This window comes from Kitasatospora sp. NPDC101235 (assembly GCF_044767505.1).
Lineage (GTDB): Bacteria > Actinomycetota > Actinomycetes > Streptomycetales > Streptomycetaceae > Kitasatospora.
The window spans coordinates 362105-381874 of sequence record NZ_JBIWNZ010000003.1; the positions used below are offsets into that span (position 1 = coordinate 362105).

At 74.6% G+C, this 19770-nt stretch carries 16 protein-coding genes and 1 pseudogene; 11 read left to right on the forward strand and 6 right to left on the reverse strand.

All coding sequences use genetic code 11. The features are described from left to right. Positions 1-48: 48 nt before the first annotated feature. The 4 genes from ACIRRH_RS07840 to ACIRRH_RS07855 all read right to left on the reverse strand — a co-directional run bounded on the left by ACIRRH_RS07840 (position 49) and on the right by ACIRRH_RS07855 (position 5492). A complete protein-coding gene (locus ACIRRH_RS07840; protein ID WP_403063200.1) occupies positions 49-216 on the reverse strand; it encodes a hypothetical protein in 168 nt (55 codons plus the stop codon). Beyond that, positions 213-1505, reverse strand: coding sequence for an SUKH-4 family immunity protein (locus ACIRRH_RS07845; protein WP_403063202.1), 1293 nt, complete (start codon positions 1503-1505; stop codon positions 213-215). The genes ACIRRH_RS07840 and ACIRRH_RS07845 overlap by 4 nt, the downstream gene beginning before the upstream one ends. A gap of 676 nt (positions 1506-2181) precedes the next feature. Beyond that, the gene (locus ACIRRH_RS07850) at positions 2182-4959 is read right to left on the reverse strand and encodes a toxin glutamine deamidase domain-containing protein (RefSeq protein ID WP_403063205.1); all 2778 of its coding nucleotides are present in this window, start codon (positions 4957-4959) and stop codon (positions 2182-2184) included. A 26-nt stretch (positions 4960-4985) separates the two neighbouring features. Then, positions 4986-5492 (reverse strand): hypothetical protein, encoded by a 507-nt coding sequence (locus ACIRRH_RS07855; protein WP_403063208.1) that lies wholly within the window; start codon positions 5490-5492, stop codon positions 4986-4988. Positions 5493-5676: 184 nt separating this feature from the next. On the opposite strand from ACIRRH_RS07855, the gene ACIRRH_RS07860 reads away from it, so the two are divergent. Then, a complete protein-coding gene (locus ACIRRH_RS07860) occupies positions 5677-6567 on the forward strand; it encodes a hypothetical protein (protein WP_403063211.1) in 891 nt (296 codons plus the stop codon). 32 nt (positions 6568-6599) lie between these two features. On the opposite strand, the gene ACIRRH_RS07865 is transcribed toward ACIRRH_RS07860, so the two are convergent. After that, positions 6600-7769 (reverse strand): NADH-quinone oxidoreductase subunit D, encoded by a 1170-nt coding sequence (locus ACIRRH_RS07865; protein ID WP_403063214.1) that lies wholly within the window; start codon positions 7767-7769, stop codon positions 6600-6602. Beyond that, on the reverse strand, positions 7766-8782 hold the full coding sequence (locus tag ACIRRH_RS07870) for an SAM-dependent methyltransferase (protein WP_403063217.1): 1017 nt from the start codon (positions 8780-8782) through the stop codon (positions 7766-7768). The genes ACIRRH_RS07865 and ACIRRH_RS07870 overlap by 4 nt, the downstream gene beginning before the upstream one ends. Positions 8783-8946: 164 nt before the next feature. Here ACIRRH_RS07870 and ACIRRH_RS07875 point away from each other — a divergent pair, with 164 nt between their 5' ends. The 10 genes and pseudogenes from ACIRRH_RS07875 to lysX all read left to right on the forward strand — a co-directional run. Continuing rightward, positions 8947-10143 (forward strand): sensor histidine kinase, encoded by a 1197-nt coding sequence (locus tag ACIRRH_RS07875; protein WP_403063703.1) that lies wholly within the window; start codon positions 8947-8949, stop codon positions 10141-10143. Positions 10144-10179: 36 nt separating this feature from the next. Beyond that, positions 10180-10869 (forward strand): response regulator, encoded by a 690-nt coding sequence (locus ACIRRH_RS07880; protein WP_403063220.1) that lies wholly within the window; start codon positions 10180-10182, stop codon positions 10867-10869. A 97-nt stretch (positions 10870-10966) separates the two neighbouring features. Beyond that, a complete protein-coding gene (locus tag ACIRRH_RS07885; protein ID WP_403063223.1) occupies positions 10967-11944 on the forward strand; it encodes a Rossmann-like and DUF2520 domain-containing protein in 978 nt (325 codons plus the stop codon). After that, on the forward strand, positions 11945-12850 hold the full coding sequence (panC, locus tag ACIRRH_RS07890) for a pantoate--beta-alanine ligase (protein WP_403063226.1): 906 nt from the start codon (positions 11945-11947) through the stop codon (positions 12848-12850). A gap of 77 nt (positions 12851-12927) precedes the next feature. Further along, positions 12928-13377, forward strand: a complete 450-nt coding sequence (gene panD / locus ACIRRH_RS07895) for an aspartate 1-decarboxylase (protein ID WP_403063229.1) — start codon at positions 12928-12930, stop codon at positions 13375-13377. A 15-nt stretch (positions 13378-13392) separates the two neighbouring features. Continuing rightward, positions 13393-15063 carry an L-aspartate oxidase gene (locus ACIRRH_RS07900; RefSeq protein WP_403063232.1) on the forward strand — a complete coding sequence of 557 codons (1671 nt, stop codon included), beginning with the start codon at positions 13393-13395 and terminating at the stop codon, positions 15061-15063. Between the two features lie 4 nt (positions 15064-15067). Then, entirely contained in the window at positions 15068-16030 is a 963-nt protein-coding gene (nadC, locus tag ACIRRH_RS07905) for a carboxylating nicotinate-nucleotide diphosphorylase (protein WP_403063235.1), read from the forward strand. 46 nt (positions 16031-16076) lie between these two features. Continuing rightward, entirely contained in the window at positions 16077-16865 is a 789-nt protein-coding gene (locus ACIRRH_RS07910; protein ID WP_403063238.1) for a type III pantothenate kinase, read from the forward strand. A 302-nt stretch (positions 16866-17167) separates the two neighbouring features. Continuing rightward, a complete protein-coding gene (locus tag ACIRRH_RS07915) occupies positions 17168-17917 on the forward strand; it encodes a hypothetical protein (protein ID WP_403063241.1) in 750 nt (249 codons plus the stop codon). A 99-nt stretch (positions 17918-18016) separates the two neighbouring features. Further along, positions 18017-19573: pseudogene (gene lysX / locus ACIRRH_RS07920) on the forward strand (bifunctional lysylphosphatidylglycerol synthetase/lysine--tRNA ligase LysX); the annotation flags it as partial. Between the last annotated feature and the right edge of the window lie 197 nt (positions 19574-19770).

The following is a 19770-nucleotide window of genomic DNA, read 5'->3' on the forward strand; positions in this document are numbered from 1 at the left end:
CCGGCGATCCGGCGGATCCGGTCATCCGCGTCCGGACCGCCCGGGCGGTCAGTGGCCGCGCGGGCGCCCGGTGGGGCGGCGGGCCGGGGCCGGGGTGTCGGTGATCGGGCCGTCGACGTCCCGGGCGGTCACCGGCTGCCAGGACTCCCCGCTGTCGAGCCTCCGGACACCCGCCTCGCGTTGCTTCGGTGGTCCGTTGTGACGGCCGACCGTCACAACAGACCGTCCCACAGCTGCTCCACGATGACGGCCCACCAGTTCTCCGGGTCGGCGAAGACCGTGTCGTCCGCCTCCGCCAGCGCGCGCTGCAGGGCGTCCACCGCGCCGCCCGCGGCCACCGGGTCGAGCCCGCGCAGGGCGGGCCACCAGCCGGCGAACAGCTCCAGGCAGCGGACGAAGGCACGCAGGCTCGCGTTGCAGTGGCGGGCGGTCGCGTAGTCCGGGTCGACCGCCCGGACGGCGCCGTCCGCCGGGTCGAGGGCCAGCAGCGCCCAGCCGTCCGTCCCCAGCACCAGCTGCCCGGCCAGCGCCAGGCGCTCCCGCTCGGCCGGCCGGGTGCCGCGGCCGAGATCGGCCAGGTGCGCGGCGAGCAGGGGCAAGGCGCAGCCCTGGCGGGTGCCGTCGGCGATCGCCTCCGCACCCGGGTGGTGCAGCGAGAAGAACCCCGGCACGGCCACCGGGACGCCCACCGTCAGCAGCAACGCGGCCGCGTCCCCGGGGAGTTCGGCGCGGGCGACGTCCGCCGGATCGAAGCGCTGGACGCCCGCCGGGCCGAACCGCTCCGCGAGCCGGGCGGCGAGCGCCGCGTCGGTCTCATCGGGTGTGTTGCGCACCGCGCGGGGGAAGGGCACCCGGTTGCGGGCCGGACCGTCCGGCGGCGCGGGCAGCGCCCGTACGGCGGCGGCCCGGTGGTCGAAGCGCGGGCCGTACGGGAACTCGAAGTCGATCCGGGCGTGGGGCAGTTCGGCGGCCAGCGCGTACGACCAGTAGCCGCCGGGCAGGGCGCTCGGCCGCAGGTCGGTCCGGACGGCCAGCACGTCCTCGGCGGCGACGCCCTGCTCGCGCAGCCACCACCAGCCGCGCAGCGCCGGGTGCGGCAGGCCCGCCGCGGAGCGCAGGGCCAGGGACCGTTCCTCGCCCGTGCCGTCCCGGTAGGTCAGCTCGGCCCGGGCGCCCCGGCCGGTCGCCGGCGGGAGGGTCGGGTCGTAGCCGCCGGCGCCGACGAAGTCCCGGTACAGCCCGATCACTTCGTCCACCGGCACCGAGGGCCACACCGAGAACCGACCGCTGTCCCGGTCCACCACGGCGCAGGCCGCCCCCACCTCCTCGGGCGCCCGCCGCTCCCCCGTCCGCGGGTCCACCACCACCCGGGCGGGCTCGGCCCACACCACCCAGCCGAGCTCGAACTCGTGGGTGCACACCCGCCGCACCGCCCCGGCGCCCTGCGGCAGGTCCCCGTTGATCCACCGGTGCCCCGCCTCCACCGCCTGCGCCCGCGAAACCACCCGGCCACCCCGTCCCGTCCACTCCCCGACGCCCATCCCGGCCCGACCCGCGACCCTACGCCCCCACGCCGGGCCCGCACCAAGCACCAGAAGTCACCCCCGCCGACTTCCTGCGCAACCCCCGCACGCCCCGCCCCCTCCCGCCCCCTCCCGCCCCTCCCCCGCACCAGAAGTCGGCCCCGCCGACTTCCTGCGCACCGCCCCCGCGGCCCAACAGCCGAATATGACGGTCGGTCCACATATTCCTGCACACACCGAAGCCCAGCCGACCCGCATGCGCACAGGAAGTCGGACAGACCGACTTCTCACGCAAGAGATATGCCGACCGGTCTACAGATTCCCCACCCCCGAGCGCCCTTGAGTCGAGCTGCACAGGAAGTCGACCTGGCCGACTTCCTACGCAGGCAGGTGCGAATCAGGCGGCAGGGGCGAGGGCGGCCCCGCCGACTTCCTGCGCACCGCCCCCGCGGCCCAACAGCCAAATATGACGGTCGGTCCACATATTCCTGCACACACCGAAGCCCGACCGACCCGAACGCGCACAGGAAGTCGAACAGGCCGACTTCTCACGCGAGAGCTATGCCGACCGGTCTACAGATTCCCCACCCCCGAGCGCCCTTGAGTCGAGCTGCACAGGAAGTCGACCTGGCCGACTTCCTACGCAGGCAGGTGCAGGTCAGGCGGCAGGGGCGAGATCGAGGGGGCGGCCTTCGGGGGTGAGGGCGATGGCCCAGAGGCCGTGGGTGGCGGGGTGGAGGGGGGTGGGGGCCTGACGGGCGAGTTGGTGGTCGAGGTAGGTGACGGTGTCCTGGTGGTTGACGGCGTTCCAGGCGTGCGGGCGCCCGTAGGCGTCGAGGGTGAGGAGCACCGCCTGGGAGCCGTGGCCGGCGCGGCGGAGGTCGTCGGCGAGGCGGTCGAAGGCGCGGCCGCCGTCGCCCAGGTCCCGGAACGGGGCGCCGAGTTCGCGTTCGGCGCGGTCCCGGCCGCCGCGTTCACCGGCGTCGCCCTCGGTGGGGATGCGCGGGGCCGCACAGGTCGGGCGGCCGGTGTAGCACTCGACCGCGGAGAGGGCGATCTCCAGACTGTTGTTCGCCCGGCCCGGTTCGCGGTAGCCGCCGTCGTTGACGGCCTCCGCCCAGCCGCCGGCCGCCGGGTCGGGGTGGCGGACGGGCTGGCCGTCCTCGTCCCGGGGTGCGCGGCGTTCGAGCTCGGCCTGGTGCTCCGGGTCGACCGGCGCAAGCCCTCCCGGCAGGCCGTACGGACGGCTGTCGGCGATGCTGCGCAGCCGTACCGCCTGATCGTCCGGCTGGGCTCCGCACCGTGCCCGAAGGGCGAGTTGGAGGGCCATCGCGTGGGCGGTCGCGACCGGGACCGCGCCCCAGGCGAGGGTCGGGTCGGCGAGGCCCGCCGCGTTCTCCCGTCGCCGGGCCTCCCCCGGGTGCGCTTCGGGTCGGCCGGTCACGGGAGTGGTCCCGACGATCGGGGGTGCGGCCGGAGGCGGCGGCGCGGCATGGACCGGCGGCGGTCCGACGACCGGGTGCGGCGCCGCGCCGACCGGGGTCCGGGTCGCCGGCGCGCCGGGCTGCGGCGCGCCGGCGGCCGGGCCGCCGCCCACCACGCCACCGGGGCCGCCTGCCGCGCCCGCCCCGACGCCGCTGCCGAACGGTGCCGCCACGTTCACGGGTCCGCCTCCGGTGCCCGCCAGCGGCCCGGGCCCGACGGTGCCGACCGGACCGGCCGCCTGGTACCCGCCGTACCCGCCGCCGTACGCCGGAGTCCCGAACTGGCCGGGCACCCCGACCGGCCGGACCGTCGACGGGGCGTCCGGTGCCGGGCCGTGCGAGGGGGCACCGGCGGACGGCGCGGTGACGGGCGCGGCCGGCGCACTCACCGAGTCCGTCCGTACGGTCACCGGCCCACCGCCACCGCCCGCACTGCTCGCACCGCCACCGCCACCACCGCCACCGCCACCGCCGTGCGAGGAAGCCGCGGGCGCCTGGAGCGGGTAGTCCCCCTCCGACCAGCCCGCCGACCCGCCGCCCTGCCGGACCGGCGCGGCAACGGCCGGCGCCGGCGGCGTCCAGTCACTGCGGCCCCCGCCACCACCACTGCCCGCCGCCCGGTGCTGCCCCGGCAAGCCCCCGGTGCCGTACCCGGCCCCGGCCGACACCGCACCCGCGGGCGCACTCGCCGCGACCGCCGCGTCCGGGCCGCCGACGACCGCCCCAGGCTCCGCCACCGCGACCGAGGCCACCGTCACGGCGCCAGGCGCCTTCGGATCCGCCGGCCCGTCGGGCGTCGCACCCGCGACCGGCTTGTCCTCCCCGGGCTTGTCGACACCGGGCTTGTCGCCACCCGGTCCGTCCGCCCCCGGCGTCAGCCCGGCGAGCGGCACCCCGCGGACCTCCTTGCCGTTCTCGCCGGTGAGCACCGGCTGCCCGTGCTCGTCCAGCCGGACGGCCAGGTCCGCCACCCCGACCACCGGCTTGCCGTCCGGCCCCGGGACGACCAGCAGCCCGGTGGCGTCGGCCACCGGTGTGCCGTCGGCGCGGAGGATGACCGGCTGCCCGTCCGGGCCGAGGACGGGCTCGCCGTACTCGTCCACCTTGACCGTCAGCCCCGGCACGCCGACCAGCGGCTTGCCGTCCTTCCCGGCGAGCAGGACCAGCCCGGAGCCGTCCGCGGCGAGCACGCCCGGTTCGCCGAGGGCGGCGGGCAGCCCGGCGGCGAGCGGGTCGAACGCGCCGCTGCGGTACGAGGCGGCGGTGATCCCCGTCCCCTGCGCGGTGCCGAGCTTCAGCAGGGCGACGGCGGCCGGCTCCTTGAGCACGCCGGACAGGGCGTCCTTCATGACGCGGCCGAGTTCGGCGAGCAGTCCACTGATCTTCAGCGCGGCGGCCTCGACGGCGACGGCCGCCACCCCCGCCGCGACCTGCTCGGTGGCGGCGTTCTTCACCGTGGCCGCGAAGCCGCCGACGGCGTTCTCCAGTCCGCCGACCACCCCGCTCTTCGCCGGGTCACCGGCGGCCGCCGCGGCGACCTTGCCGGCCGCCTCCTTGGCCTTGGCCGCCTGTTCCTCGGCCTGCTTGAGGTCGGCGGCGAGCTGCTGCAGGGTCGCGATGATCTCGGCCTTGCAGGTGTCCACGGCCCGCGCGGCCGTGTCGAAGGCCCCGGCTACCAGCCCGACCGCGCTGTGCGCGTCGTCCAGGTGGCCCCTGCCGCCGCCGCTGAAGGCCTGCCAGTACGCTCCGAAGGCCTCGACCGCGTGACCGGAGTTGTCGGCGGTGACCCGCCGGACGGACTCACCGCCGCGGCGGGTGAGCCGATCGGCCTCCTTGCCGAACTCGCGCCAGACTCCGGCGGCCTTGCGCAGGCCCTCCTCGTCGGCCTGCGGCCACTGCTGGCCGGTCCGGGCCAGCACCGGGACCAGTTCCTCGGGCAGTTTCCGGGACACGCGCTTCCCCCTTCGAGCCGGGTCCGTCAGACCGGCATGTCCTTGGGGACGGTGGGAGCCGCCCCCGGGGTTGCCCCCGGCACCGTCGAGTACACCGCGGACGTCACCGGCGGGGCCCCCGGCACCCCTGCCGCGCCCGACACCCCCGGCACTCCTGCCGCGCCCGACACCCCTGGGGCCCCCGGCACCGCCGACGCCCCGAACCCGCTCGCCGCCGAGCTGTCCGCGTCGGCCGTCCGCGCGGCCATCGTGTGCAGCCCGGCCCCGATCCCGGCCACCCGCCCGGCCAACCCCCGCAGCCCGCCGACGAGTTCACCGCGCGCCGGCCCGTACACGGCGGCGAAGCCGCTGCCCGGCCGGTCCGCCCCCCAGGGGGCGCCGAGCGCGGCGAGCCCCTGCTCCAGGGCGGCGACGGCCTTCGTCAGCTCGCCGCCGATCTTCTCGAACTCCCGCCCCTCACCGTGCAGTTCCCACGGCTTGAGGACGAACTCCCCGCCCGCGCGGCCGGACGCCCCGGTGCTGCCGCCTGCCATCCCCGCACCTCCCCGTAGCGGTCCCGTAGCGGACCGGCCGCCATCCTAGGCACGCCCCCGGGCCCGCCCGCAGGGCCCGACGGACCTCTTCACCCCGCCTTCACCCCGGACGGTCCCACCGCCACGGGCCCCGCCACCGGTCCCGCCACCGCGCCATCGCCCCCGAAAGCTCTACCCTTGCCGGGTGGCACCAGCAGAAACGTCCAAGAAGAAGGCCAAGGCGAAGCCCAAGGCCTCCCCCGCCCCCGTCGACCTCGCAATGCCGACCCTGCGCCGCGAGATCCCGCGCGACGAGGTCCCGCTCGACTTCCCCCGCGCCTGGGTCGAGTTCGCCGACCCCGCCGACGAGGAGCAGGTCTTCCGCTGCGACCTCACCTGGCTGACCTCCCGCTGGTCCTGCGTCTTCGGCCAGGGCTGCCACGGCATCCGCGAGGGCCGTGGCGAGTCGGACGGCTGCTGCACGCTGGGCGCGCACTACTCGGACGAGGACGACGAGAAGCGCGTCCGGTCGCACGCGGCCCGGCTGACCCCCGAGCTGTGGGAGAACTTCGCCGAGGGCACCGACGCCAAGGGCCGGATCGTCGCCGACGGCGGCATCACCATGCTGGACGAGGACGGCGACCGCCAGACCCGCCGGGTCAACGGCGCCTGCATCTTCGTGAACAGCCCGGGCTTCGCGGGCGGCGCCGGCTGCGCCCTGCACGCGCTCGCGCTCAAGGAGGGCCGCGAGCCGCTGGAGACCAAGCCGGACGTCTGCTGGCAGCTGCCGATCCGCCGCACCTACGACTGGATCGACCGCCCCGACGACACCCGCTACCTCCAGGTGTCGATCGGCGAGTACGACCGCCGCGGCTGGGGCCCGGGCGGCCACGACCTGCACTGGTGGTGCACCGGTGCCCCGGCGGCCCACCAGGGCGCGGAGCCGGTGTACGTCAGCTACCGCCCCGAGCTCACCGAGCTGATGGGCAAGGAGGCGTACGAGGTGCTGGCCCGGCTGTGCGAGGAGCGGATCGCCACCAAGGGCGACCGCAAGGTGGCCCCGCACCCGGCCGACCCGGCCGGGAAGAAGAAGTAGCGGCCCCGCTCGCGGATCAACCACCCACCGGCCTACTTGTCGATGTCCCCGACCACGAAGAACATCGACCCCAGGATCGCCACCATGTCCGCGACCAGCGTCCCCGGCAGCAGCTCGGTCAGCGCCTGGATGTTGTTGAAGGACGCCGAGCGCAGCTTGAGCCGCCACGGCGTCTTGTCGCCACGCGAGACCAGGTAGTAGCCGTTGATCCCGAGCGGGTTCTCGGTCCACGCGTAGGTGCTGCCCTCGGGTGCCTTGAGCACCTTGGGGAGCCGCTGGTTGACCGGGCCTGGCGGCAGCGTGGCGAGCTTGTCGAGGCAGGCGTCGGCGAGGTCCAGCGAGTTGAGGGTCTGCTCCAGCAGGCACTCGAAGCGGGCCAGGCAGTCGCCCTCCTCGCGGGTGACCACGGTGAGCACCTGCCGCAGTTCCTCGGAGCCGTAGGCGAGGTAGGGCTCGTCGCGGCGCAGGTCGAGGTCGAGGCCGCTGGCCCGGGCGATCGGGCCGCTGACGCCGTACGCCTCGGCCTGCGCCCTGGTGAGGACGCCGACGCCGGCGGTGCGGGCGCGGAAGATCTCGTTGCCGAGGACGAGGTCCTCGAAGACCGGCAGCTGCGAGCGCACGGTGGCGACGGCGGTGCGGACCCGGCCGAGCCAGCCGGCCGGCAGGTCCTCCTTGAGGCCGCCGACCCGGTTGAACATGTAGTGCATCCGGCCGCCGGAGGCCTCCTCCAGCACGTGCTGGAGGTCCTCTCGGCCGTTGAAGGCGTGGAAGACCGGGGTGATCCCGCCCAGCTCCAGCGGGTACGAGCCGAGGAACATCAGGTGGTTGAGCACCCGGTTGAGCTCGGCGAGCAGGGTACGGATCCACACCGCCCGCTCCGGGACCTCCATGCCGAGCATCCGCTCGACGGCCATGACGACGCCGAGCTCGTTGGAGAAGGCGGAGAGCCAGTCGTGCCGGTTGGCCAGCATGATGATCTGCCGGTAGTCACGGGCCTCGAACAGCTTCTCGGCGCCCCGGTGCATGTAGCCGATCACCGGCTCGGCGCTCACGATGCGCTCGCCGTCGAGCAGCATGCGCAGCCGCAGCACGCCGTGCGTGGCCGGGTGCTGCGGGCCGATGTTGAGCACCATGTCGGTGGTGCCCGCCGCGCCGGTGAAGTTCTCGGCTCCCGCCCCGATGCCGACCGTGGTCTCCCTCATGCCCCCAGAGTCTGCCATCCCGGCAGGCACGCCAAGCCCGCAGGTTCCGGCATGTGGACGGCCTGTACCAGCCACCCGAACCCGCCCAGCCCGCCCGGGTCGGTCAGCTCGGCCCCCTCCCCCGCCCCGCTCAGCGCCCGCAGGTAGCCGGCCGGGTCACTGGTGGCGAGCGCGAGCGCCGGGCGCTCCCCGCTCACGCCGAGCGCCCGCAGCGCCTCCCGCTGGGTTGTCCACAGGCTGTGGAGACCGGGCACGGCGATCGAGTCCAGCGCGACGTGCGCGGTGACGTCGCAGGAGCCGTCCGGCACCGGGGCCACCTCCCGGCCGTCCCGGAAGCCGGCGTACGTACCGAAGGGCGGCCGCCGCCCGGCGGTGTGCCCGTAGTCGACGGCGACGGCCAGGCCGCGCTCCAGCCCGGCCGCGGCCCGCGCCCACGCGGCGTCCCGGGGCCCGCCGAACTCCACCACCTCGCCGGGCTCCACGGCCGGCCACCAGCGCTCGGCCCAGGCCGCGTCGGCCGCCGAGACCGGCTCCCCGAGGCGCTCCTCGCCGGTCGCGGTGTCCACCTCGACGTAGCGCAGCACCCCGTCCTCGTCCACCTCGCCGGCGTCCAGCGGGACGTTGTCCAGCCACTCGTTGGCGAACAGCAGCCCGGTCACCCCGCGCGGCGGCTCGTCCGTCCACAGGGCTGTGGACGGCAGGCCGGCCGGGCGCTGCGCGATCTCCACGCCGTACGGGCGCAGCCGCGCCAGCACCTCGGCGGGCAGCTCGGCCAGGACACCGGTGAGCAGTTCGCCCCGCCCGGCCCCCATGTCGACCAGGGTCAGCTCCTCCGGACGGCCGAGGGCCTCGTCAACCTCCAGCAGCAGCCGGGCCACCGCACGGGCGAACCTCGGCGAGGCGTGCACCGAGGTGCGGAAGTGCCCGGCGGGCCCCTCCGGCCTGCGGTAGAAGCCCCGCGCCGGGTCGTACAGGGCCTGTTCCATGGCGGGCGCCCACCGCATCCAAGTCATGGGGCGGGACGCTACCCGGTCAGGGAAGGCCCTCCCCATCGGCCCGGGTGCCTCTCCGACCTACGGAGTAGGACGGATCGCCCTACCGGCGGACCTGGGCATGCGGAACGACTGCCTACGCTGGACACGTGCATCGACTCAACGCCTGGCTCCGCCGTCACCCCATGGTGGTCGACGCCGCCTGGGCGTCGATCGTGCTGTTCTTCGGCCTGGTGCCGAGCGACAACTACGCCGACGAGGGCTGGCGCTTCGACGCCTCGATCCTGATCGCGGTGCTGCTGCCGCTGCTGATGGTCTTCCGGCGGCGCCACCCCGACCTCACGGTGGCCGCCGCCACCTGCATCGGCGTCGGCCAGGTGGTCGTGAACGTCACGCCGGAGGGCTCCTCGATCGCCTACCTGGTCTTCGCCTACACCGGCGCCGCCTTCGGCCGGAAGTGGACCTCCCGGCTGGCGCTGGCGGCCGGGCTGGCCGCCGGGCCGCTGGTGTTCTGGCAGATGAAGCCGGTGAAGACGATCTTCGACAAGGCGGGCGACGCGCACACCCGCCCGTACACCTTCGGCGAGGCGGCGCTGATCACGCTGCTGATGAGCACGCCGTTCATCCTCTGCTGGGCCTGGGGCCGGCTGACCAGGGTGCGCCGCGCCTACCTGACCGAGCTGGAGGACCGCGCCGCCCGGCTGGAGCGCGAGCGGGACGCCCAGTCCAAGGTGGCGGTCGCCGCCGAGCGGGCCCGGATCGCCCGCGAGCTGCACGACGTGGTCGCGCACAACGTCTCGGTGATGATCGTCCAGGCCGACGGCGCCGCGTACGTCCTGGACAACTCCCCGCAGCAGGCGAAGGAGGCGCTCGGCACGATCGCCTCCACCGGCCGCCAGGCGCTGGTCGAGATGCGCCGTCTGCTGGGCGTGCTGCGCACCTCCGACACCAAGGCCGAGGAGTACGTGCCGCAGCCTGGCGTCGAGGAGCTGCCGGAGCTGCTGGAGCAGGTCCGCACGGCCGGGCTCGACGTGGACTACGCCACCTCCGGGCACCCGCGCGAGCTGCCGCGCGGCGTCGAGCTGACCGTCTACCGGATCGTCCAGGAGGCGCTCACCAACGTCCGCAAGCACGGCGGCCCCGACGCGCACGCCCGGGTCGCGGTCGACTTCGGCGAGCGCGAGCTGGCCGTCCTGGTGGAGGACGACGGGCGCGGCAGCACCGAGGAGCAGCTGGCCGCCGGCGGCGCGGACGGCCTCGGCCACGGCCTGATCGGCATGCGCGAGCGCGTCGGCATGGTCAGCGGCAGCCTCGACGTGGGCCCCCGCCCCGGCGGCGGCTTCCGGATCCGCGCCGTCCTGCCGCTCAAGGCGGCCCACTAGCCCCGTCCGCCGTCCACCCCTCCAAGGAGTCCCACCTTGACCATCCGTGTGATGCTCGTCGATGACCAGGAACTGCTGCGCACCGGTTTCCGGATGATCCTCCAGTCGCAGGGCGACATCGAGATCGCCGCCGAGGCGGGCGACGGCGCGCAGGCTGTGGAGCTGCTGCGGCGCACCGAGGTGGACGTGATCCTGATGGACGTCCGGATGCCGCGGCTGGACGGCGTGCAGGCGACCCGCCGGATCTGCCTGGCCGAGGACGGCAGCCCGCTGCCGAACGCCCCGCACGTGCTCATCCTCACCACCTTCGACCTGGACGAGTACGCCTTCGCCGCGCTCAAGGCCGGCGCCAGCGGCTTCCTGCTCAAGGACGTCCCGCCGACCGAGCTGGTGGCCGCGATCCGCGCGGTGCACGGCGGGGACGCGGTGGTCGCCCCGACCACCACCCGCCGGATGATCGACCGCTTCGCCGAGGTGCTGCCCACCCCGCACAGCTCGCCCGGCTCGAACGCCCTCGGCCCGCTGACCGAGCGCGAGCGGGAGGTGTTCCTGCTGGTCGCCCAGGGGCTGTCGAACGGCGAGATCGCGGCCCGGCTGGTGCTCTCCGAGGCCACCGTGAAGACCCACGTCGGCCGGATCCTGGCCAAGCTGGGCCTGCGCGACCGGGTCCAGGCCGTGGTGCTGGCGTACGAGGCCGGGCTGATCCGGGCCGGGGCCACCGACTGAGCCGCTGCGCCGTTCGGGCGCCCCCGTAGACTGGGGCGGTACGTCCGGTACCCGTCGAGTGGACTGGAACGGTCATTCAGGACAAGGCAGGACAAGGGTGGACGTGAATCCGTCCGGCTTCGCCGACTCCGGCGAGTTCGGCCCGCTCGCCGACGGTCTCGGCGACCGGGCTTTCGGTGATCCCGACGACCCCGGCAACCGCCCGGCCCGGCTGGCCGTCGGCGTGGTCGGCACCGGCCGGGTCGGCCCCGCGCTGGGCGCGGCCCTCCAGCTCGCCGGGCACACCGTGGTCGCCGCCTCCGGGGTGTCCGCCGCCTCCCGCCGCCGCGCCGAGGCGCTGCTGCCGGGCGTGCGGATCGTCACCCCGCCGCAGGTGCTGGCCGCCGCCGACCTGGTGCTGCTGACCGTCCCGGACGACGCGCTGGCCGACCTGGTGGCCGGACTGGCCGCCACCGGCGCCGTCCGCCCGGGCCAGCTGGTCGTGCACACCTCCGGCGCGCACGGCGTCGCCATCCTGGAGCCCGCCACCCGGGCCGGGGCGCTGCCGCTGGCCCTGCACCCGGCGATGACCTTCGCCGGCACCTCGGTGGACCTGGCCCGGCTGGCCGGCTGCCCGTTCGGCGTGACCGCCCCCGAGGAGCTGCGGCCGGTCGCCGAGGCGCTGGTGGTGGAGATGGGCGGCGAACCCGAGTGGGTGCCCGAGGAGGTCCGCCCGCTCTACCACACCGCCCTCGCGCACGGCGCGAACCACCTGGTCACCCTGGTCGCGCAGGCGATGGACCTGCTGCGCACGGCCGGCGTCGCCGAGCCCGGCCGGATGCTCGGCCCGCTGCTGGGGGCCGCCCTGGACAACAGCCTGCGCTCCGGCGACGCGGCCCTCACCGGCCCGGTCGCCCGGGGCGACGCGGGCACCGTACGGCGCCACCTGGCGCAGCTCAGTACGGTGTCCCCGGACATCCCGGCGGCCTACCGCGCGATGGCCCGCGCCACCGCGCAGCGGGCGCTCGCCAACGGGACGATCGACGAGACGTCGGCGGCGGAGCTGCTGGACGTACTGAACGAGGAGACGCACTGAATGGCACGCGGTAAGCAGCCGAACAAGCCCCAGCGGACGCCGAAGGTCCACCGGGCCGTCGTCACCCGCACCGTGGACGACTTCGAGGCCGCGTTCTGGCCGGACGAGCGGCCGGTGGACAACGCCGTCGTGATGACCATGGGCGCGCTGCACGAGGGCCACGCCGCGCTGATCCGGGCCGCCCGCAAGCAGGTCGGCCGGGACGGCCGGGTCGCGGTGACGGTCTTCGTCAACCCGCTCCAGTTCGGCCCGGACGAGGACCTGGAGCGCTACCCGCGCACCCTCGACGCCGATGTGCAGCTGGCCGAGGAGAACGGCGCCGACGTGGTCTTCGCGCCGTCCGCCGAGGAGGTCTACCCGAACGGCGAGCCGCAGGTGCGGATGGTGGCCGGCCCGATGGGCGAGCGCTACGAGGGCGCCACCCGGCCCGGCCACTTCGACGGCGTGCTGACCGTGGTCGCCAAGCTGCTGCACATCACCGACCCGGACTTCGCCTTCTTCGGCGAGAAGGACGCCCAGCAGCTGGCGATCATCCAGCGGATGGTCGCCGACCTGGACTTCGACGTCGAGATCGTCGGCGTGCCGACCGTCCGCGAGGAGGACGGCTTGGCGCTGTCCTCGCGCAACCGCTACCTCTCGGCGGAGGAGCGCACCCACGCCCTCGCCCTGTCCAAGGCCCTGTTCGCCGGCCGGGACGCCGCCGCGCAGGGCCCGAAGGCCGTCCGCGAGGCCGCCTCGGCCGCCCTGGACGGCGCCGAGGGCATCACCCTGGACTACCTCGCCCTGATCGACCCGCACGACTTCTCGGAGGCGGCGGACGACTTCCAGGGCGAGGCGGTGCTGGCCGTCGCCGCGAAGGTGGGCCCGACCCGCCTGATCGACAACGTCCGCATCATCGTCCGGTAGTTCCGCACCGTCGTCCGGTAGCGAGTACCGGCAGCAGGACCCCCTTTCCGGCATGCACTCACAGGAGGCGTGACCACATGCTCCGCACCATGCTCAAGTCCAAGATCCACCGGGCCACCGTGACCCAGGCCGACCTGCACTACGTGGGATCCGTCACGGTGGACGAGGACCTGCTCGACGCCGCCGACCTGCTCCCCGGCGAGCTGGTCCACATCGTCGACATCGACAACGGCGCCCGGCTGGAGACCTACACCATCGCCGGCCCGCGCGGCTCCGGCGTGATCGGCATCAACGGCGCCGCCGCCCGTCTGGTCCACCCCGGCGACCTGGTCATACTCATCGCCTACGGGCAGATGGACACGGCCGAGGCCAAGGGCTACGAGCCGAAGATCGTCTTCGTGGACGAGCGGAACCGGATCACCGGCCTGGGCGGGGACCCTGCGGAGGCCCAGGAGGGCACCGGGCTGCTCCGGGGGGACAGGGCGTACGGTGACGGCAACGGCGCGGCCGCCGCCGCCTCGCGCTGAAGGAGCCACCCACCCATGTCCACGCACCGCCTCACCGCCCCGGCCCCCGGCTGGACCGCCACCACCGACGTGGTCGTGGTCGGCTCCGGGGTCGCCGGCCTCACCGTCGCGCTCAACGTCCGCAAGGCCGGCCTGCGGGTCATGGTGGTCACCAAGGCGATGCTGGACGACGGCTCCACCCGCTGGGCCCAGGGCGGCGTCGCGGCCGCCCTGGGCGAGGGGGACACTCCCGAGCAGCACCTGGACGACACCCTGGTGGCCGGCGCCGGGCTCTGCGACGAGGAGGCCGTGCGCACCCTGGTCACCGAGGGCCCGGACGCCGTCCGCCGACTGATCGCCACCGGCGCACTGTTCGACCGGGGCGAGGACGGCGAGATCCTGCTGACCCGCGAGGGCGGCCACCACCGCGACCGGATCGTCCACGCGGGCGGAGACGCCACCGGCGCCGAGATATCGCGCGCCCTGGTCGCAGCCGTCCACACCGACCCCGGCATCGAGCTGATCGAGCACGCGCTCGTCCTCGACCTGCTCACCGACGCCGTGGGCCACGCCGCCGGGCTCACCCTGCACGTGATGGGCGAGGGCCGGCGCGACGGCGTGGGCGCCGTCCGGGCCCGCGCGGTGGTGCTCGCCACCGGCGGCATGGGCCAGGTCTTCTCCGCCACCACCAACCCGGCGGTCTCCACCGGCGACGGCGTGGCGCTCGCGCTGCGGGCCGGCGCCGCCGTCACCGACCTGGAGTTCGTCCAGTTCCACCCGACCGTGCTCTGGCTCGGCCCGGAGGCCGAGGGCCAGCAGCCGCTGGTCTCCGAGGCCGTGCGCGGCGAGGGCGCCCACCTGGTGGACGCGGACGGTGTCCGGTTCATGGTCGGGCAGCACGAGCTGGCCGAACTGGCCCCGCGCGACATCGTCGCCAAGGCGATCACCCGGCGCATGCAGGAGCAGGGCGCCGAGCACATGTTCCTGGACGGGCGGCACTTCGGCGCCGAGATGTGGGAGCACCGCTTCCCGACCATCCTCGCCTCCTGCCGCGCGCACGGCATCGACCCGGTCACCGAGCCGATCCCGGTCGCCCCGGCCGCGCACTACGCCTCCGGCGGCGTGCGCACCGACCCGCACGGCCGCACCAGCGTCCCCGGCCTGTACGCCTGCGGCGAGGTCGCCTGCACCGGGGTGCACGGCGCCAACCGGCTGGCCTCCAACTCGCTGCTGGAGGGCCTGGTCTTCGCCGAGCGGATCGCCGCCGACCTGACCGGCCGGCACCGGGCCGGCGAGCTGCCCGAGCGCACCGTGGACGTCGAGGCCGCCCGGTCCGCGCACCCGGTCCCGCTGCCGCCCTCCGAGGCGCGCGCCGAGATCCAGCGGCTGATGTCGCACGGCGCGGGCGTGCTGCGCTCGGCCGCCTCGATGGCCGACGCCGCGGCCGGGCTCGGCCTGATCGCCGAGCAGGGCTACGCGCACGCCGCCGAGGAGAAGCCGGCCGACCCCCGGGTGGAGACCTGGGAGGCCGCCAACCTGCTGCTGGTCGCCACCGCGCTGGTCGCGGCCGCCGCGCAGCGCGCGGAGACCCGCGGCTGCCACTGGCGCGAGGACTTCCCCGAGCGCGACGACGCCCACTGGCGACGCCATCTGATCACCACCCTCGCCGCCACCGGCGGCCCGGTCAGCACCCCTGAGGAGCAGTAGAACCATGACCCACTCCCACGAGGAACTCCCGATGGCCGGCGGCTGCGGCGACGGCTGCGCCTGCGGGGACGGCGAGGGCTACGAGACCGGCCTGGACCCGCAGCTGGCCGAGCTGCTGGAGCAGGCCGGGCTGGACCCGGTCGAGGTCGAGGACATCGCCACCCTGGCGCTGGCCGAGGACCTGGCCGGCGGCGAGGACGTCACCTCGGTGGCGACCGTGCCCGCCGAGGCCGTCGCGACCGCCGACTTCACCGCCCGCCAGGCCGGCGTGGTGGCCGGCCTGCGGGTCGCCGAGGCGGTCGTCTCGCTGGTCTGCGAGGAGGAGTTCGAGGTCGAGCGGCACGTCGAGGACGGCGACCGGGTGGAGGCCGGCCAGGTGCTGCTCTCGGTCCGCTCCCGCACCCGCGACCTGCTGACCGCGGAGCGCAGCGCGCTCAACCTGCTCTGCCACCTGTCCGGCATCGCCACCGCGACCCGCGCCTGGGCGGACGCCCTGGAGGGCACCGGCGCGGTGGTCCGTGACACCCGCAAGACCACCCCGGGCCTGCGCGCCCTGGAGAAGTTCGCGGTGCGCTGCGGCGGCGGCGCCAACCACCGGATGGCGCTCTCCGACGCCGCGCTGGTGAAGGACAACCACGTGGTCGCGGCCGGCGGCGTGGCCGAGGCCTTCCGGGCCGTCCGGGCCGCGTACCCGGAGCTGCCGGTCGAGGTCGAGGTGGACACCCTGGAGCAGATCCTGCCGGTGCTGGAGGCCGGGGCGGACCTGATCCTGCTGGACAACTTCACCGTCGGGCAGCTGAAGGAGGCCGTCGTGCTGGTGGCGGGCCGGGCGAAGCTGGAGGCCTCCGGCGGACTGACCCTGGCCAGCGCGCGCGAGGTCGCCCAGACTGGTGTCGACTACCTGGCGGTGGGCGCGCTCACCCACTCCTCGCCGATCCTGGACATCGGCCTGGACCTGCGCGCCTGACCGTCAGGTCGAGAACAGACCTGTCCCGACTCGCAGAAAGCGCCCCATGCTCCTCACCATCGACGTCGGCAACACCCAGACCACGCTCGGCCTGTTCGACGGCGAGGACGTGGTGGAACACTGGCGGATCTCCACCGATCCGCGCCGCACGGCCGATGAACTGGCGGTGCTGCTGCAAGGGCTGATGGGCAACCACACCGCGGTCCGGGAGGCCACGGTGGAGGGCCTGGCGATCTGTTCGTCCGTCCCCGCCGTGCTCCACGAGCTCCGCGAGGTGACCCGCCGTTACTACGGCGACGTCCCCGCGGTGATCGTGGAGCCCGGCGTGAAGACCGGGGTGCACGTCCTGATGGACAACCCCAAGGAGGTCGGCGCCGACCGGATCGTCAACGCGCTGGCCGCCAACCACCTGTACGGCGGCCCGTGCATCGTGGTCGACTTCGGCACCGCGACCACCTTCGACGCCGTCAACGCGCGCGGCGACTACGTCGGCGGCGCGATCGCCCCCGGCATCGAGATCTCGGTCGAGGCGCTCGGCGTCCGCGGCGCCCAGCTGCGCAAGATCGAGCTGGCCCGCCCGCGCAACGTGATCGGCAAGAACACCGTCGAGGGCATGCAGTCCGGCATCCTCTACGGCTTCGCCGGCCAGGTCGACGGCCTGGTCGAGCGGATGGCCCGGGAGCTCTCCAAGGACCCGGACGACGTCCAGGTGATCGCCACCGGCGGTCTCGCCTCCCTGGTCCTCGGCGAGGCCACCACCATCGACGTGCACGAGCCCTGGCTGACCCTGATCGGCCTGCGCCTGGTGTACGAGCGCAACCGGCCCACCGACTGAGCGGCGCCCGGCTCTCCGCCCCCCGGGCCTCGCCCGCCGCCGCCGTGCCCTTCGGCAGCAGGTCGGTGACCATGCGCGCGAGCTCCGGGCCGGGAACCGGCGCGGAGCTCGGGGTGGCGGCCGCCGGCCGTCCGGCTCCGACCCGTCCGCCCCTTGCCTCGTGATCCCCTGTCACCTGGATGGCCAGGCGCACCCCGGACGGCGTTACAGGTGGCGGCGAAAGGCTTCTTCACCGGGCCGAACGTGGAGTGTTCGGCGCGACGTTACCGACAAATCGGATATTCCTCACGTAGTGTCAGCCCATGCCTACGCCACACGGATCGCGCGGCGGCATGGCCTTCAGCGCCGACGAAGTCCGCGTGCTGCGCCGAGCCCTCGCCCAAGCCCTGCACCCCGCCGTCCCCGTCCACCTCCAGCGGCCCGAACGGCCGGCGCTCGCCGGGCCGGGCGTCGAGCTCTGGGCGGAGGACGTCCAGGACGCCCTGCGCCTGACCGAGGCGATCGACGAGGCCGTCCAGGAGGGCGGCCGGCTGCGCGCCTTCCTGCTCGCCGACCTCGGACGCTACCGCTCCGCCCTGCCCGGCAGCGCCCCCGGCTACCTGGAGCGGCTGGAGGAGGCGGTGTCCGACGGGTACCTGCCCGCGCCGGAGGACCTCACCGCACTGCGCGGGCTGACCCGCCAGCCCTGCGGCCAGGGCGAGCGGTCCCGCCGCTCCCGGCTGGCCGGGCGCTGCCACGCGCTGGCCGAGGCCGCCGTCCGCGAGCGGCTCGCCCTCCACACCGGGCAGCCCCGCCACCTGGTGGCCGTACCGAGCCCCGCCGCACCGCCGAACAGTCACCCCACCCCTGTAGGAGGACGGACCACCATGAGCAGCACCGACTCCCGCCCGGAGCAGCCCGCCGCCGCGAAGACCCCGCCCCGTCCGCACCGGATGCCCACCCCCGCCGAACTGTTCGGCCGCCGCCCCAAGCCCCCGGCCCACCCCACTCCGCCCGCCGACCAGGGCCCCGACGAGATCGAGGACATCGAACTCGCCACCGGCACCGGCTGAGCCGGATCACCCGCCGTCCCCGAGGGGAGACCGCCGCCGCGGTCTCCCCTGCGGTAATCCCGTGGCGGAGCACCGTGTGTGGCTGGCTACCCTTGTGGGGTGACCGATCAGAGCCTTGTTCCCGCGACCGACGACCTTCCCGAGCAGATGCGCGTCCGGCGCGAGAAGCTGGACCGGCTCCGGGCGGCCGGTGTCGACCCGTACCCGGTCGGATTCCCCCGCACCACCACCATCGCGGACCTGCGTGCCAAGCACCCGGACCTGGAGCCGGACACCGCGACCGGCGAGCGGGCCGGCGTGACCGGCCGCGTGATCCTCTCCCGCACCGGCGGCAAGCTCTGCTTCGCCACCCTGCGCGACGGCACCGGCGACCTCCAGGTGATGTTCTCCCTGGACAAGCTGGGCGCTGAGCGGCTGGCGGCCTGGAAGACCGACATCGACCTCGGTGACCAGGTCGGCGTCGAGGGCGAGGTGATCACCTCCAAGCGCGGCGAGCTGTCCGTGATGGTCGACCGCTGGGAGCTCACCGCCAAGTGCCTGCGCCCGCTGCCGGACAAGCACAAGGGCCTGACCGACCCGGAGGCCCGGGTCCGCCAGCGCTACGTGGACCTGATCGTCAACCCCGAGGCCCGCGAGATCCTGCACCTGCGCAGCAAGGTCGTCCGCTCGATCCGCCGCACGTACGAGGACCGCGGCTACATCGAGGTCGAGACCCCGATGCTCCAGCCGGTGCACGGCGGCGCCAACGCGCGTCCGTTCAAGACGCACATCAACGCGTACGACATCGACCTCTACATGCGCATCGCCCCCGAGCTGTACCTCAAGCGGCTGGTGGTCGGCGGCGCCGAGAAGGTCTTCGAGATCAACCGCAACTTCCGCAACGAGGGCGCGGACTCCACCCACAACCCGGAGTTCACCTCGCTGGAGTCGTACGAGGCGTACGGCGACTACGGCACCCAGGCCGAGCTGATCCGCGAGACGATCGTCAACGCGGCCCGGGACGCGCTGGGCACCACGGTGATCAGGGGCGTGGACGCGCACGGCGTCGAGCACGAGATCGACCTGGCCGAGCCGTGGGAGGAGGTCGGCGTCTACCCGGGCATCTCCGCCCACCTGGGCGTCGAGGTCACCCCGGAGACCGGCGTCGAGGAGCTGCGCAAGCTGGCCACCGAGCACGGCATCCCGTTCGAGAAGGACTGGGGCCACGGTCAGATCGTGCTGGAGATGGTCGAGCGCCTGCTGGAGGAGAACGCCGTCCGGCCGACCTTCATCAAGGACTACCCGACCGAGGTCTCCCCGCTGACCCGCCAGCACCGCTCGCAGCCCGGCGTGGCCGAGAAGTGGGACCTGGTGATCTTCGGTACCGAGATCGGCACCGCCTACTCCGAGCTGGTCGACCCGGTCGAGCAGCGCGCCCGTCTCACCGCCCAGTCGCTGCTGGCGGCCGGTGGCGACGTCGAGGCGATGCAGGTGGACGAGGACTTCCTGCGTGCCCTGGAGTACGCGATGCCCCCGACCGGTGGCCTCGGCCTCGGCGTGGACCGCCTGATCATGCTGCTGACCGGCAAGAACATCCGGGAGACGGTGCTCTTCCCGCTGGTGAAGCCGGAGCCGAAGGCTTCCGCCGCCACGGCGGAGAAGACCGAGGAGGAGTGACCTGATGGACTACGTCAGCGCGATCGTGCCGCCGCTGGTCATGGCGATCGGCTTCGGATTCCTGGTGCGGGCCATCGTCCGCAGCCAGGGCGGGGCCCAGCGGACCAAGGAAGACATCGACTGATCCCGCGTGGCCGAGCGGCCCCGCGAGGACCGCGAGGACCGCGAGGAGCGACGGGCGGCACCCGCGACTGACG

Excerpts from the sequence above, each read along its gene's own strand:
- ACIRRH_RS07855 (WP_403063208.1), bottom strand. The coding sequence starts at position 5,492 with ATGGCAGGCGGCAGCACCGGGGCGTCCGGCCGCGCGGGCGGGGAGTTC.
- ACIRRH_RS07865 (WP_403063214.1), bottom strand. The coding sequence starts at position 7,769 with ATGAGGGAGACCACGGTCGGCATCGGGGCGGGAGCCGAGAACTTCACC.
- ACIRRH_RS07870 (WP_403063217.1), bottom strand. The coding sequence starts at position 8,782 with ATGACTTGGATGCGGTGGGCGCCCGCCATGGAACAGGCCCTGTACGAC.
- ACIRRH_RS07875 (WP_403063703.1), top strand. The coding sequence starts at position 8,947 with ATGGTGGTCGACGCCGCCTGGGCGTCGATCGTGCTGTTCTTCGGCCTG.
- panC (WP_403063226.1), top strand. The coding sequence starts at position 11,945 with ATGGCACGCGGTAAGCAGCCGAACAAGCCCCAGCGGACGCCGAAGGTC.
- panD (WP_403063229.1), top strand. The coding sequence starts at position 12,928 with ATGCTCCGCACCATGCTCAAGTCCAAGATCCACCGGGCCACCGTGACC.
- ACIRRH_RS07900 (WP_403063232.1), top strand. The coding sequence starts at position 13,393 with ATGTCCACGCACCGCCTCACCGCCCCGGCCCCCGGCTGGACCGCCACC.
- nadC (WP_403063235.1), top strand. The coding sequence starts at position 15,068 with ATGACCCACTCCCACGAGGAACTCCCGATGGCCGGCGGCTGCGGCGAC.
- ACIRRH_RS07910 (WP_403063238.1), top strand. The coding sequence starts at position 16,077 with ATGCTCCTCACCATCGACGTCGGCAACACCCAGACCACGCTCGGCCTG.
- ACIRRH_RS07915 (WP_403063241.1), top strand. The coding sequence starts at position 17,168 with ATGCCTACGCCACACGGATCGCGCGGCGGCATGGCCTTCAGCGCCGAC.